The 14,139-nt window shown below is 60.8% G+C and carries 14 protein-coding genes; 11 read left to right on the top strand and 3 right to left on the bottom strand.

Features of this window, described 5'->3' with window-relative positions; all coding sequences use genetic code 11:
- Positions 1-10 precede the first annotated feature (10 nt).
- From LOY50_RS01370 to LOY50_RS01345, 6 genes are all read left to right on the top strand, one after another.
- Positions 11-1,204 carry an SfnB family sulfur acquisition oxidoreductase gene (locus LOY50_RS01370; RefSeq protein ID WP_253470902.1) on the top strand — a complete coding sequence of 398 codons (1,194 nt, stop codon included), beginning with the start codon at positions 11-13 and terminating at the stop codon, positions 1,202-1,204.
- Positions 1,204-2,562 (top strand): LLM class flavin-dependent oxidoreductase, encoded by a 1,359-nt coding sequence (locus tag LOY50_RS01365; RefSeq protein ID WP_253470900.1) that lies wholly within the window; start codon positions 1,204-1,206, stop codon positions 2,560-2,562. The genes LOY50_RS01370 and LOY50_RS01365 overlap by 1 nt, the downstream gene beginning before the upstream one ends.
- Positions 2,563-2,744: 182 nt before the next feature.
- On the top strand, positions 2,745-3,554 hold the full coding sequence (locus tag LOY50_RS01360; protein WP_253470898.1) for a MetQ/NlpA family ABC transporter substrate-binding protein: 810 nt from the start codon (positions 2,745-2,747) through the stop codon (positions 3,552-3,554).
- Between the two features lies 1 nt (position 3,555).
- Positions 3,556-4,680, top strand: coding sequence for a methionine ABC transporter ATP-binding protein (locus tag LOY50_RS01355; protein WP_258690172.1), 1,125 nt, complete (start codon positions 3,556-3,558; stop codon positions 4,678-4,680).
- On the top strand, positions 4,670-5,314 hold the full coding sequence (locus tag LOY50_RS01350; protein WP_018608843.1) for a methionine ABC transporter permease: 645 nt from the start codon (positions 4,670-4,672) through the stop codon (positions 5,312-5,314). Before LOY50_RS01355 ends, LOY50_RS01350 begins: the two co-directional genes overlap by 11 nt.
- A 186-nt stretch (positions 5,315-5,500) precedes the next feature.
- On the top strand, positions 5,501-6,127 hold the full coding sequence (locus LOY50_RS01345) for a bifunctional 2-polyprenyl-6-hydroxyphenol methylase/3-demethylubiquinol 3-O-methyltransferase UbiG (protein WP_253470894.1): 627 nt from the start codon (positions 5,501-5,503) through the stop codon (positions 6,125-6,127).
- A gap of 105 nt (positions 6,128-6,232) precedes the next feature.
- On the opposite strand, the gene LOY50_RS01340 is transcribed toward LOY50_RS01345, so the two are convergent.
- The gene (locus tag LOY50_RS01340; protein ID WP_214511002.1) at positions 6,233-6,793 is read right to left on the bottom strand and encodes a transporter substrate-binding domain-containing protein; all 561 of its coding nucleotides are present in this window, start codon (positions 6,791-6,793) and stop codon (positions 6,233-6,235) included.
- Between the two features lie 133 nt (positions 6,794-6,926).
- Here LOY50_RS01340 and LOY50_RS01335 point away from each other — a divergent pair, with 133 nt between their 5' ends.
- Complete coding sequence (locus LOY50_RS01335; protein ID WP_253470892.1) at positions 6,927-7,352, top strand: DUF4399 domain-containing protein; 426 nt, start codon at positions 6,927-6,929, stop codon at positions 7,350-7,352.
- Between the two features lie 108 nt (positions 7,353-7,460).
- On the opposite strand, the gene serA is transcribed toward LOY50_RS01335, so the two are convergent.
- Entirely contained in the window at positions 7,461-8,690 is a 1,230-nt protein-coding gene (gene serA / locus LOY50_RS01330) for a phosphoglycerate dehydrogenase (RefSeq protein ID WP_003186856.1), read from the bottom strand.
- A 205-nt stretch (positions 8,691-8,895) separates the two neighbouring features.
- On the opposite strand from serA, the gene LOY50_RS01325 reads away from it, so the two are divergent.
- The 4 genes from LOY50_RS01325 to LOY50_RS01310 all read left to right on the top strand — a co-directional run bounded on the left by LOY50_RS01325 (position 8,896) and on the right by LOY50_RS01310 (position 13,204).
- Positions 8,896-10,290 (top strand): FAD-binding oxidoreductase, encoded by a 1,395-nt coding sequence (locus LOY50_RS01325; protein WP_253470890.1) that lies wholly within the window; start codon positions 8,896-8,898, stop codon positions 10,288-10,290.
- A 42-nt stretch (positions 10,291-10,332) separates the two neighbouring features.
- A complete protein-coding gene (locus tag LOY50_RS01320) occupies positions 10,333-10,998 on the top strand; it encodes a fumarylacetoacetate hydrolase family protein (protein WP_214511005.1) in 666 nt (221 codons plus the stop codon).
- 234 nt (positions 10,999-11,232) lie between these two features.
- Positions 11,233-12,165, top strand: coding sequence for an SdiA-regulated domain-containing protein (locus LOY50_RS01315; protein WP_258690171.1), 933 nt, complete (start codon positions 11,233-11,235; stop codon positions 12,163-12,165).
- Positions 12,166-12,286: 121 nt separating this feature from the next.
- Positions 12,287-13,204 carry an SdiA-regulated domain-containing protein gene (locus tag LOY50_RS01310; protein WP_253470886.1) on the top strand — a complete coding sequence of 306 codons (918 nt, stop codon included), beginning with the start codon at positions 12,287-12,289 and terminating at the stop codon, positions 13,202-13,204.
- A 170-nt stretch (positions 13,205-13,374) separates the two neighbouring features.
- Here LOY50_RS01310 and rpiA read toward each other — a convergent pair whose 3' ends face one another.
- Complete coding sequence (gene rpiA, locus LOY50_RS01305) at positions 13,375-14,046, bottom strand: ribose-5-phosphate isomerase RpiA (RefSeq protein ID WP_258690170.1); 672 nt, start codon at positions 14,044-14,046, stop codon at positions 13,375-13,377.
- Between the last annotated feature and the right edge of the window lie 93 nt (positions 14,047-14,139).

The raw sequence follows: 14,139 nt of genomic DNA, 5'->3' as shown, positions 1-14,139 counted from the left end.
GGAGCAGTACATGACGTTTTCTCAACACGTCGCGGTGATCACCAGCGATGAACAAGCCCTGATCGTGGCCAGCGACCTGGCCGATGACTTCAAGCGCGACAGCGCCCTGCGCGACCGCGAGCGCCGCTTGCCGTACCCGGAACTGGAGGCCTTCTCCCGCTCTGGCCTGTGGGGTATCAGCGTGCCCAAGGCCTATGGCGGTGCCGGTGTTTCCAACGTCACCTTGGCCAAAGTCATCGCGCTGATTTCTCAGGCCGACGGCTCGCTGGGACAGATTCCGCAAAATCATTTCTACGCCCTGGAAGTGCTGCGGGTAAACGGCACTGAAGCGCAAAAACAACGCCTGTACGCCGAAGTGCTCGCCGGCCAGCGCTTTGGTAACGCCCTGGCCGAACTTGGCACCAAGACTGCCCATGACCGCATCACCCAACTGCGCTGCGACGGCGAGGGCTATCGCATCAACGGTCGCAAGTTCTACGCCACGGGCGCGATCTACGCCCAGCGCATCCCCACCTCGGTGGTGGACGAAAACGGCGTGCAACAACTGGCGTTCGTCCCTCGCAACAGCCAAGGCCTGACGGTGATCGACGACTGGAGCGGTTTTGGCCAGCGCACCACGGGCAGTGGTTCGGTGGTGTTCGAAGACGTGTATGTCGCCGCCGCCGACATCGTGCCCTTCCAGAGCGCCTTCGAACGTCCCACACCGGTAGGGCCGCTGGCGCAGATTCTTCACGCCGCCATCGACACCGGCATCGCCCGCGCTGCCTACGAAGACGCCCTGCATTTTGTCCGCAATAAAACCCGCCCCTGGATCGACGCCACCAGCGACGTCGCCACCGAAGACCCGCACACTATCAAGAGTTTCGGTCAACTGAGCATCCGCCTGCACGCCGCCGAAGCCCTGTTGGAACGTGCCGGTGAGTTTCTCGACCGGGCCCAGGCCGACACTCGGGCCGACACAGTCGCCGCCGCCTCGATTGCCGTGGCCGAAGCCCGTGCCATCAGCACCGAAATTTCCCTGGCCGCCAGCAGCACGCTGTTCGAATTGGCCGGCAGCCAGGCGACCCTGGCCGAACATGGCCTCGACCGCCACTGGCGCAACGCCCGGGTACACACCCTGCATGACCCGGTGCGCTGGAAATACCACGCTATAGGCAACTTCTACCTCAATGATGAAAAACCGCCGCTGCGGGGGACCATCTGATGGCGGCCGGCAAGAAAAAGATCCTGCTCAACGCGTTCAACATGAACTGCATCGGGCACATCAATCACGGCCTGTGGACCCATCCCCAGGACACCTCGACCCAGTTCAACACGATCGAATACTGGACCGCCCTGGCGCAATTGCTCGAACGCGGACTGTTCGACGGGCTGTTCATCGCCGACATCGTCGGGGTCTACGACGTGTACCAACAGTCGGTGGACGTCACGCTCAAGGAGTCGATCCAACTGCCGGTCAACGACCCGTTGCTGCTGGTGTCCGCGATGGCCGCCGTGACGAAAAACCTCGGCTTCGGCCTCACCGCCAACCTGACCTACGAACCGCCCTACCTGTTCGCCCGACGCATGAGCACCCTCGACCACCTGAGTCGCGGTCGGGTCGGCTGGAACATCGTCACCGGCTACCTGGACAGCGCCGCCAAGGCCATGGGCCTGACCGCGCAGGTCGAGCACGACCGCCGCTACGACCAGGCCGACGAATACCTGCAAGTGCTCTACAAACTGTGGGAAGGCAGTTGGGAAAACGACGCGGTGCTCAACGACCGCGAGCAGCGGATCTATGCCCGGCCAGAAAAAGTGCACAAGGTCCGGCACCAGGGCGAGTTCTACCAGGTCGAGGGTTATCACCTGTGCGAGCCGTCGCCCCAGCGCACGCCGGTGCTGTTCCAGGCCGGCAGTTCCGAGCGCGGCCTGCTGTTCGCCGGGCGGCATGCCGAGTGCGTGTTCATCAGCGGCCAGAACAAACCGGCGACCAAGGCCCAGGTGGACAAGGTCCGCGCCAGCGCCGTAGAGGCCGGGCGCAACCCCGGGGACATCAAGGTGTTCATGGGCCTGAACGTGATCGTCGGCGAGACCGAGGCGGCCGCCTGGGCCAAGCATGCCGAGTACCTGAGCTATGCCAGCGCCGAGGCCGGCGTGGCGCATTTCTCCGCGTCGACGGGCATCGATTTTTCCCAGTACGAACTGGACGAACCGATCCAGTATGTCAAGAGCAACGCCATCCAGTCCGCCACCAAGACCTTGCAGAACAACGACTGGACCCGGCGCAAATTGCTCGAGCAACACGCCCTGGGCGGTCGCTACATCACGGTGGTCGGCTCGCCCGAGCAGGTGGCCGATGAGCTGGAGTCCTGGATCGGCGAAACCGGCCTCGATGGCTTCAACCTGACCCGCATCGTCACGCCGCAAAGCTACGTGGACTTCATCGACCTGGTGATCCCCGAGTTGCAGCGACGCGGCTCGTACAAGACCGAATACGACAACGGCACCCTGCGCGAAAAACTGTTTCACGCAGAGGCCCATCTACCCAAGCAACACACCGGTTCGACTTACCGGCACTGACCCTGGGGCTACCGACAATGTCCCTGTGGGAACAAGGCACTGTGGGAGCAAAGCTTGCTCGCGATGCAGACACCTCGTTTTCTGAGAGACCGCATCAATTTCATCGCGGGCAAGCCTTGCTCCCACATAGCTCTGTTCGCCAAAAAATATGCACCTCCCCCTAAATGACTGGAATACCCGACATGACCAAGCACTTCCTGACCCTGCCAGTCAAAACCCTGGCCCTGGCCCTCGGCCTGTTCAGCTCGGCGCTGTTTGCCGCCGACGCACCGTTGAAAATCGGCACCACCGCGGCGTTCGCCATTCCCCTGGAGGCCGCAGTGGAAGAGGCCAGCAAGCAAGGCTTGAAGGTCGAGTTGGTAGAGTTCAGCGACTGGATCGCGCCCAACGTCAGCCTGGCCTCCGGCGATATCGACGTGAATTACTTCCAGCACATCCCGTTCCTGGAAAATGCCAAGGCCGCCGCCGGGTTCGATCTGGTGCCGTTTGCGCCGGGAATCATCAACAACGTCGGCCTCTATTCGAAAAAATACAAAAGCTTCGACGAACTGCCAGAAGGCGCCAGCGTCGCCATTGCCAACGACCCGATCAACAGCGGTCGCGGCCTGCAACTGTTGGCCAAGGCCGGGCTGATCAGCCTCAAGCCAGGCGTCGGCTACAAGGCCACCGAAGACGACATCGTCGCCAACCCGAAGAAGCTCAAGATCCTGCAGGTCGAAGCCGTGCAGTTGGTGCGCGCTTATGAAGACGCCGACCTGGTGCAGGGTTATCCCGCCTACATCCGCCTGGCCAAGACCTTCGATGCCAGCTCCGCCTTGCTGTTCGACGGCCTCGATCACAAGGAATACGTGATTCAGTTCGTGATCCAGCCCAAGAGCAAGAACGATCCACGGCTGATCAAGTTCGTCGACATCTACCAACACTCGCCAGCCGTGCGCGCCGCCCTGGACAAGGCCCATGGCAAGCTCTACCAAGCCGGCTGGGAAAGCTGACATGAACGCCGTCAACGCTCGACTTCGACAAGAAGCCCCCACGCCCCGAAGCGCCGAACACACCGAACTGCATCCGGAGCTCAACCGTGCCCATGTGCGCTTCATCGGCCTGGGCAAGACCTACAACGGCGCCCAAGGTCCGGTGGCCGCGCTGCAAGGCATCGACCTGGCGATCCAGCGCGGCGAGGTATTCGGCATCATCGGCCGCAGCGGCGCCGGCAAGTCGTCGCTGATCCGCACCATCAACCGCCTCGAACAACCCACCAGTGGCCGGGTGCTGATCGATCAGATAGACATCGGCGAGTTCGATGAAGACCGCCTGGTGGAACTGCGCCGGCGCATCGGCATGATCTTCCAGCACTTCAACCTGATGTCGGCCAAGACCGTGTGGCAGAACGTTGAACTGCCGCTGAAAGTCGCCGGCGTGCCCAAGGAGCAGCGTCAGCAGAAAGTTCGCGAGCTGCTGGAACTGGTGGGCCTGCAAGGCAAGCACAAGGCCTATCCGGCGCAACTTTCGGGCGGGCAGAAACAGCGGGTGGGGATCGCCCGGGCGCTGGTGCATGACCCGCAGATTTTGTTGTGCGATGAAGCCACTTCGGCCCTGGACCCGGAAACCACCCAATCGATCCTCGGTTTGCTGCGTGAGATCAATCAGCGACTGGGCCTGACCATCGTGTTGATCACCCATGAAATGGCGGTGATTCGCGAAGTCTGCGACCGGGTGGTGGTGCTCGAACAGGGGCGGATCGTCGAACAGGGGCCGGTCTGGGAAGTGTTTGGCAACCCGCAACACGAGGTCAGTCGAACACTGCTGGCACCGTTGCAACACGCGATACCGGAAGAACTGCAAAACCGCTTGCAGGTGCAGCCGGCATCGGCGGATGCCGCCACTGTGCTACGCCTGCAATTCACCGGCATAGATCGTGAAGAGCCGGATCTCGCCGCTTTGTTCAGCGCCCTCGGTGGACGGGTGCGGCTGCTGCACGGCGGCATCGAGCGAATTCAGGGCCACGGGCTGGGGCAATTGCTACTGGCCGTGAGCGGTTCGTCGTGGGGCGCCGAGGAGCTGCGGCAACGGGCGGGCAATTGGGCCCAAAGTGTGGAGGTGCTGGGTTATGTGGTTTGATCGGTTGTTGCAGGGCTTCATCGACACGTTCCTGATGGTCGGCGTGTCGTCGCTGATCGCGCTGTTGGCGGGCATCCCGCTGGCGGTGATCCTGGTGACCAGCGGCAAGGGCGGGATCTATGAAGCGCCGGTCTTGAACCGGGCCCTGGGCGCCTTCGTGAACCTGTTCCGCTCGATACCGTTCCTGATTCTGATGGTGGCGTTGATCCCGTTCACCCGGCTGATCGTCGGCACCACCTATGGCGTGTGGGCCGCGGTAGTACCACTGACCATCGCCGCCACGCCGTTCTTTGCCCGCATCGCCGAAGTCAGCCTGCGGGAGGTCGACCATGGCCTGATCGAAGCGGCCCAGGCCATGGGTTGCCGGCGCTGGCATATTGTCTGGCATGTGTTGCTGCCCGAAGCGCTGCCGGGCATCGTCGGCGGTTTTACCATCACCTTGGTGACCATGATCAACTCTTCGGCCATGGCCGGAGCGATCGGTGCCGGCGGCCTGGGCGACATCGCCTACCGGTACGGCTACCAGCGATTCGACAGCCAGATCATGCTCACGGTGATCGTGCTGCTGGTGGCGTTGGTGGCGGTGATCCAGTTGGGCGGCGACCGCTTGTCACGCGGCTTGAACAAGCGCTGACCGGGGGAGCAGTTGACCTATGGGAGAAGTTGATCTGTGGGAGCAAAGCTTGCTCGCGATAGCAGTACTCCATCCAACATGGATGCCAACTGGACGACCGCAATCGCGAGCAAGCTTTGCTCCCACAGGCAGATCAGCGGGCTTGCGGTATAGTCGGCTGACGCTCCCCACTCAAGCCCCCCAATCATGAAACACACCACCGAAGACCTGCACGCCATCACCGCCACGACCCTGGGCCATTACAACGCCGTGGCAGAAAGCTTTCGCGAAGGTACCCGCGATCACGATGTCAGCCAGAACATCGACGCCTTGCTGCGCCATATCCAGGGCCAGGCACCGCTGCACATCCTGGATTTGGGCTGCGGTCCGGGGCGCGACCTGCGCACATTCACGGCCATGGGCCATGTCGCGGTCGGCCTCGACGGTTCAGAAGCGTTTGCCCGGATGGCGCGCCAGGACAGCGGCTGTGAGGTGTGGCAACAGGACTTCCTGGAACTCGACCTGCCGGCCGAGCGTTTTGACGGGATTTTCGCCAACGCGGTGCTGTTTCATGTGCCTGTCCAGGAACTGCCTCGGGTGCTCAAGCAACTGCACGCCACGCTCAAGCCCGGCGGCGTGCTGTTCAGCTCAAACCCACGGGGCGAAAACCAGGAGGGCTGGAACGGCCAGCGCTTCGGCGCCTACCACGACCTCGCGGCCTGGCGCACGCTGCTTGGCGACGCCGGCTTCGTCGAACTGGAGCATTACTACCGACCGGCTGGGCTGCCGCGGGAACAACAGCCTTGGTTGGCGAGTGTCTGGCGTAAACCTTGAAGACCAATCCCTCGTAGGAGCTGGCGAAGCCTGCGATCTTTTGATCTTTCGCTTGAGATTCAAGCGTCCTTGGAAAGATCGCAGCCTCGTTGCACTCGTCAGCTCCTACCGACCCAACCACTTCTGCGACAACTTCTCCAACCGTCCGTCATCCTTGATACGCGTCAGGGCGTTGTCCAGGCTGGCCTTGAACGCCGGGTTGCCCTTCTGGAACGGAATCACCAGGCTCGGCGCCGGTTCGCTCTTTTTTTCTGGCTGGAATGACTGCGCCATGACCAGCGGGCGTGGCGTCTCATCCTTGCTCGCCAGCAGTTGTGCATCCGGATGGCTGTAAACGGCGCTGGTGTCGAAACGTTCCGCCAGTTCCGGGGTCATTGCTATGTGGTTGATGGCGACGTCGTACTTGCCGCTCTCCACACCGCTCATCAGGTCCCCGGCATCGGTGACCACGAAGTCGGGGCGTACATCGAGCTCACCGGCAAGCATTTCGCCCAGTTCCACTTCGAAACCGGTGAGTTTGCCGTCTTCCTTGAAGTTGAAGGGCGCGGTGTTGGCCTCGAGGGCAATGCGCAGTTCGCCACGGTCATTGATGTCATCGATCAGTTCGGCATGAGCCAGGGGACTCAAAAGGGGTAGCAGGCAAATCAGGCCAGGCAGAAAGCGCATGGTCACTCCTTTGTATTTATACAAGCGACGCTCGTTTCAGGCTCGCTTTGCTATGGTTGTTGCAGGCTTCGACAACGATTGGTCATGAAGTTGTCATGGCCAGGCGGATTTCATGGAAAAACTGGAGAAAAAAATGAAAAGCTTTATGTCTCGTGCTGCGTTGGCCGGCCTGTTACTGGGCGCTTCAATGCTGGCAAGCGCCGCGACGCCTGCGCCCGAAGGTGCAGAAGTGTTCATCGTTTCCCCCGCAGACGGCGCCACCGTCGCCCAGGAATTCACGGTCAAGTTCGGCGTCAAGGATATCGCCCTGGCCCCGGCCGGCGATGTGACCAAGAATACCGGCCATCACCATTTGCTCATCGATGTCGACAAACTGCCTGCCGCTGGCGCGCCGATTCCAAACGACGCCAACCACATGCACTTCGGCAAGGCACAAACCCAGGCCGATATTAAACTGGCCCCAGGCAAGCACACCTTGCAATTGATCCTGGGTGACAGCGGCCACATGCCGTTCGATCCGTCGATCGTGTCCGAGAAAATCACGGTGAATGTGAAATAACACGTACCGGCTGACGCAACACAAACACCCACAAAATTCATGTTTGTCAGGCAAAAAAAACGGGAGCCCCTTGCGAGGCTCCCGTTTTTTATTGCAAGCCAGGCTAGCTTAGAACAACACGCGGCAACGAATGGTGCCGTTGATGTGCTGCAGCTTCTCTTGCGCCAGGTCCGAGTATTCGGCGTCGACGTCGATCACGACGTAGCCGACTTTCTCGTTGGTCTGCAGGAACTGACCGGAAATGTTGATACCGTTTTCGGCGAAGACCTTGTTGATCTCGCTCATCACACCCGGGATGTTTTCGTGGATGTGCAGCAAACGGTGCTTGCCAGGGTGTGCCGGCAGAGCCACTTCCGGGAAGTTCACGGACGATACCGAAGTACCGTTGTCGCTGTACTTGACCAGTTTTTCCGCCACTTCCAGACCGATGTTGGCCTGGGCTTCAGCGGTGGAACCGCCGATGTGCGGGGTCAGGATCACGTTGTCCAGGCCACGCAGCGGGCTTTCGAAGATGTCGTCGTTGGAGCGTGGCTCCACCGGGAACACGTCGATGGCGGCGCCGATCAGGTGCTTGTCCTTGATCGCGTCGGCCAGGGCGTCGAGCTTGACCACGGTGCCACGCGCGGCGTTGATCAGGATCCCGCCCTTCTTGATGGCACGGATTTCCTTCTCGCCGATCATCCACTGGGTGGCAGCGGTTTCCGGCACGTGCAGGGTCACGATGTCGGACATGCCCAGCAACTCGTGCAGGTTGTTGACCTGGGTAGCGTTGCCCAGGGGCAGTTTGGTCACGGTGTCGTAGAAGAACACCTGCATGCCAAGGCCTTCAGCCAGTACCGACAATTGGGTGCCGATCGAGCCGTAACCGACGATACCCAGCTTCTTGCCGCGGATTTCGAAGGAGTTGGCCGCGCTCTTGATCCAGCCGCCACGGTGGCAGGAAGCGTTCTTCTCCGGGATGCCGCGCAGCAGCAGGATCGCTTCGGCCAGCACCAGTTCGGCAACGGAACGGGTGTTGGAGTACGGCGCGTTGAACACCGCGATGCCGCGCTCGCGCGCCGCATTGAGGTCAACCTGGTTGGTGCCGATGCAGAAGCAGCCGACCGCCACCAGTTTCTTGGCGTGGTCGAAGATCTCTTCGGTCAATTGAGTACGGGAGCGAATGCCGATGAAGTGAGCATCGGCGATCTTTTCCTTGAGCTGGGCTTCCGGCAGAGAACTGGTGATGTACTCGATGCTGGTGTAGCCCGCCGACTTGAGGACGTCGACAGCCGATTGGTGGACGCCTTCGAGAAGAAGGAACTTGATCTTGCTCTTATCGAGAGAAGTCTTGCTCATCTGCGTAAACCTGTGTCCCGGAGAAAAATGGCAGGGAATCGGACAGCGCATGCTGGCCCGACCGGCGTGACAGCCGTCGCCGCAGAACAGCCGTTGGGCACTACGCTGCGGGGTCGGTATGCTAGCATATGCACCCCGCTAAACACTCATTCCTGCGACGTGAAGCGTTCTCAGGATGACCATGAATTGTTCGAGAGTTCTGTCGATGACCAATCCTGCCGTGATAGATGAGCTGAAGACCCTGGTTGAGCCTGGCAAGGTCTTGACCGATGCCGACTCCCTGAACGCTTACGGCAAGGATTGGACCAAGCATTTTGCCCCTGCGCCTTCGGCCATCGTCTTTCCCAAGACCACCGAGCAAGTCCAGGCCATCGTGCGCTGGGCCAACGCGCACAAAATCGCGCTGGTGCCATCGGGCGGACGTACCGGGCTTTCCGCCGCAGCCGTGGCGGCCAACGGCGAAGTGGTCGTGTCGTTCGACTACATGAACCAGGTGCTCGACGTGAACCTCACCGACCGCACCGCGGTCTGCCAGCCTGGCGTGGTCACCAAACAACTGCAGAACAAGGCCGAAGAACATGGCCTGTACTATCCGGTAGACTTCGCTTCGGCCGGTTCCAGCCAGATTGGCGGCAATATCGGCACCAATGCCGGCGGGATCAAGGTCATTCGCTACGGCATGACCCGCAACTGGGTGGCGGGCATGAAGGTTGTCACCGGCAAGGGTGACCTGCTGGAGCTGAACAAGGACCTGATCAAGAACGCCACCGGCTACGACTTGCGGCAGCTGTTCATCGGCGCCGAGGGCACCCTGGGCTTCGTGGTCGAGGCCACCATGCGCCTGGACCGTGCGCCGAAAAACCTCACCGCCATGGTGCTCGGCACACCGGACTTCGATTCGATCATGCCGGTGCTGCACGCCTTCCAGGGCAAGCTGGACCTGACCGCCTTCGAATTTTTCTCCGACAAGGCCCTGGCCAAGATCCTCGCTCGCGGCGACGTGCCGGCACCGTTCGAAACCGAGTGCCCGTTCTACGCGCTGCTGGAATTCGAAGCCACCACTGAAGAAGTCGCCAATCACGCCCTGGAAACCTTCGAGCATTGCGTGGAGCAAGGCTGGGTGCTGGACGGCGTGATGAGCCAGAGCGAAACCCAACTGCAAAACCTGTGGAAGCTGCGCGAGTACATCTCCGAGACCATCTCCCACTGGACACCGTACAAGAACGACATCTCGGTGACCGTCTCCAAGGTTCCGGGTTTCTTGCGGGAAATCGACGCGATCGTCGGCGAACACTACCCGGACTTCGAAATCGTCTGGTTCGGCCACATCGGCGACGGCAACCTGCACCTGAACATCCTCAAGCCGGAAAACCTGAGCAAGGATGAGTTCTTCGCCAAGTGCGCGACCGTGAACAAATGGGTCTTTGAAACCGTCGAGAAGTACAACGGCTCGATTTCCGCCGAACACGGCGTGGGCATGACCAAGCGAGACTACCTGACCTATAGTCGTTCACCTGTGGAAATCGAGTACATGAAAGCGGTGAAGGCGGTATTCGACCCGAACGGCATCATGAACCCGGGCAAGATTTTCGCGATTTGACGCCTAAAAACACCTGATGAATCCCAGAAGCAGGAGTCGGTAATGAGCTATCAGCACCAGTATGTCGACGGTACGCGTATTCATTTTCCGGTAGGGAAAGTGGTGTGCATTGGCCGCAACTACGCCGAACATGCAAAGGAACTGGATAACCCGGTACCCACCGAACCCTTGCTGTTCATCAAGCCGGGCAGTTGCGTGGTGCCGCTGGAAGGCGGTTTCAGCATTCCTGCCGACCGTGGCTCGGTGCACTACGAGGCGGAAATAGCCGTGCTGATCGGCAAGCCGCTGTCCACCAAGCCCAGCGTTGAAGAAGTACTGGACGCGATCTCCGGCTTCGCCCCGGCCCTGGACCTGACCCTGCGGGACAAGCAGGCCGAGCTCAAGGCCAAGGGCCTGCCGTGGGAAGTGGCCAAGTCCTTCGACGGCGCGGCGGTGCTCGCACCGTTCGTGTCGAGCGGCACCTTTGCCGACCTGACCGACATCCCCGTTCGCCTGACCATCAACGGTGAAGTGCGCCAGGACGGCAACAGCAGCCTGATGCTCAACCCCATCGTGCCGATGATCCAGTACATGGCCGGCTGCTTCTCGCTGCAGGCCGGCGACGTGATCCTCAGCGGCACCCCGGCAGGCGTCGGGCCGCTGAATGCAGGCGATGAGCTGGTACTGGAGTTGCCGGGGGCGAGCCGCTTCGAAAGCAGCGTTCGTTAACGGTTAAACCTGTGCTCCCCTGTGGGAGCGAGCTTGCTCGCGATGAGGCCATCACATCCAACATTGATGTTGGCTGACACACCGCTATCGCGAGCAGGCTCGCTCCCACAGGGGACGGATGGAGGCCTGTCCCGCCATTTACCGTTTTTTTCACATGCCATCCGGATAATTCCGGGGAATGCGGCATCTGAGCCAGCCACTCCCCTAGCCGAATTTTCTGGAACGCATTCCCCGATGGCCAAAACCCAAGCACTGTCTGCCGCCAAACCCGCCCGCCGCTCCCGCTTCGCCCTGCCCTGGTATGCCTGGTCGCTGCTGGCGGTGGCCGCTGCCTATGGCCTGGCGTTTGCGATGCATTGGGACGACCGCGGCCTGCTTTGGCTATCGGAACACTTCCAGAGCCCAGCCGAGCGCCAGGCGAGCATCTGGCTGCCGGACTACCAAGCCGTGATCGACGCCAAGCCGCTACCCGGCATGGAGAAGGACGAGGCGTCCGATGTGACCTACAACCCGCAGACCAAGACGCTGTTCGCCGTCATGGGCAAGAACCCGTTCCTGGTGGAACTGACCCTGCAAGGCGATGTGCTGCGCAAAATGCCGTTGGTGGGCTGGAGCAACCCCGAGGGCGTGGCTTATATGGAAAACGGCCTGCTGGCTATCACCGACGAACGCAATCACACGTTGACCATCGTCCACGTTGGTGCCGATACCCGCGAACTGAACAACGCCGACTTCCCCCACTATGACCTCGGCCCATCCAAGAACCAGAACAAAGGCTTCGAAGCGATCGTCTGGGACCCGCGCAACCAGCAACTGGTGCTTGGGGAGGAACGCCCGCCGGCGCTGTTCACCTGGAAAAGCGATGGTAGCCAATTGCTCAAGGGCGACAAGCAAATCCATGTCAGCAATGAACTGGACCTGCGCAACCTCTCGGCACTGGCGATCGATCCCCGCACCGGTCACATGCTGGTGCTTTCGGCCGACTCCCATCTGCTGCTGGAACTGGACGAAAAAGGCGAGCAGGTCAGCTTCATGACCTTGCTGGGCGGCTTCAACGGCTTGAAGGACACAATCCCTCGTGCCGAAGGCGTCACCGTCGATGAGGCCGGCAATCTGTACATGGTCAGCGAACCGAATCTGTTCTATCGTTTCGAAAAACAGCGCTGACAGCACTAACTCTGTAGGATAAATCCTCCTTCGTTGTAGGGTGTGGCACACAGCCATTAAGCTTCAGTTCAGGCAGCCGTGGTATTTCCACGCACCTGTTCTTATCCGAGCCCACCCCAACATGCGTCGACTCGCCCGCCCCAAACCCTTGATCCTGATACTGCTGACGCTGGTGCTGATCTTCCTGATTGCCGCCGGCCAGCATCTGCGCCTGTTCGAACGCGCCTGGTTCAACCTCAACACCCTCTGGCGAACCACCAGCGAACAGGCCATCGCCCTGGACCAATACCGAGTCACGGTCGAGGCGCAGGTAATCGACGGCCTGGACGATGACGTTTCAGCGCTGACGTTCGATCCCATCCGCAAAAGCCTGTTCACCGTCACCAATAAAAATGCCGAGCTGGTCGAGTTGTCGCTGGATGGCAAGATTTTGCGGCGCATCGCCCTGATCGGCTTTGGCGATCCGGAGGCGGTGGAATTCATCAGCGAAGACATCTACGTCATCACCGACGAGCGCCAGCAGCGCCTGATCAAGATTCGCCTGGAAGACGACACCCAATTCCTCGACGCCGCCGAAGCCGAACAGATGACCCTGGGCGTGCACATGAGCGGCAACAAGGGTTTCGAAGGGCTGGCCTACGATTCGGTGGGCAAACGCCTGTTCGTGGCGAAGGAACGCGACCCGATGCTGATTTATGAAGTGCATGGGTTTCCCCATCACAATCCGGAAAAGTCCTATGCAGTCCATGTGATCAACAACCCCAAGCGCGATGCCGGGCTGTTCGTACGCGACCTCTCAAGCCTGCAATACGACGAACGCAGCGGCCATTTGCTGGCGCTGTCCGAGGAGTCGCGGCTGATTATCGAATTGGATATCGACGGCCGGCCATTGAGCACGCTGTCGTTGAGCAAGGGCCGCCAGGGCCTGCAAAAAACCGTGCCCCAGGCCGAAGGCCTCGCCATGGACGACGATGGCAACCTGTATCTGGTAAGCGAGCCGAATCTGTTCTACGTGTTCAAGAAGCCGCAGCCCGATTGATAGGCAAAAGATCCCTGTGGCGAGCAATTCTGATCACTCAAGACTGGCCTGTATCATTGTGGCGAGGGAGCTTGCTCCCGCTTGAGTGCGAAGCGCTCACAAAAAAGGGCTGCTGCGCAGCCCAGCGGGAGCAAGCTCCCTCGCCACAAGTGTGCCAGCACATCATCGGATCAAGCCTTGAGGGTCTTCACCCCTTCAGGGGTCCCCAGCAGCAGCACATCAGCCGGACGCGCCGCGAACAAGCCGTTGGTGACCACGCCCACGATGGCGTTGATCTGGCTTTCCAGTTCCACCGGGTTGGTGATCTGCAGGTTGTGCACATCGAGGATGATGTTGCCGTTATCGGTCAACACGCCTTCGCGATACACCGGGTCGCCGCCCAGTTTCACCAGTTCGCGGGCCACATGACTGCGGGCCATCGGGATGACTTCCACTGGCAATGGGAACGCGCCAAGCACCGGCACCAGTTTGCTGGCGTCGGCGATGCAGATGAAGGTCTTGGCCACGGCCGCGACGATCTTCTCGCGAGTCAGGGCCGCGCCACCGCCCTTGATCAGGTTCAGGTGCGCGTCGCTTTCGTCGGCGCCGTCGATGTAGAACTCCAGGTCGCTCACGGTGTTGAGCTCGTACACCGGGATCCCGTGGCCCTTGAGGCGCGCGGCGGTTGCTTCGGAGCTGGCGACCGCGCCGTCGAACGCGCCCTTGTGTTGCGCCAGCGCGTCGATGAAGCAATTGGCCGTAGAGCCGGTGCCAACCCCGACGACGCTCTTGTCATCCAGCTTCGGGAGGATGAGGTCGACGGCGGCCTGGGCCACGGCCTGTTTGAGTTGATCCTGGGTCATGCGGGCTCCGAAAGCGGGCAGGAAGTAAAGAGGGCCGCGAGTATAACCCAACAAAACCTTGGGATTCGTGTGGTCGCCCAGCTAAAAGCCGGG

The sequence above is a fragment of the Pseudomonas sp. B21-010 genome (genome assembly GCF_024749325.1).
Lineage (GTDB): Bacteria > Pseudomonadota > Gammaproteobacteria > Pseudomonadales > Pseudomonadaceae > Aquipseudomonas > Aquipseudomonas kilonensis.
This window is presented reverse-complemented; position numbering and strand designations above follow the sequence as displayed.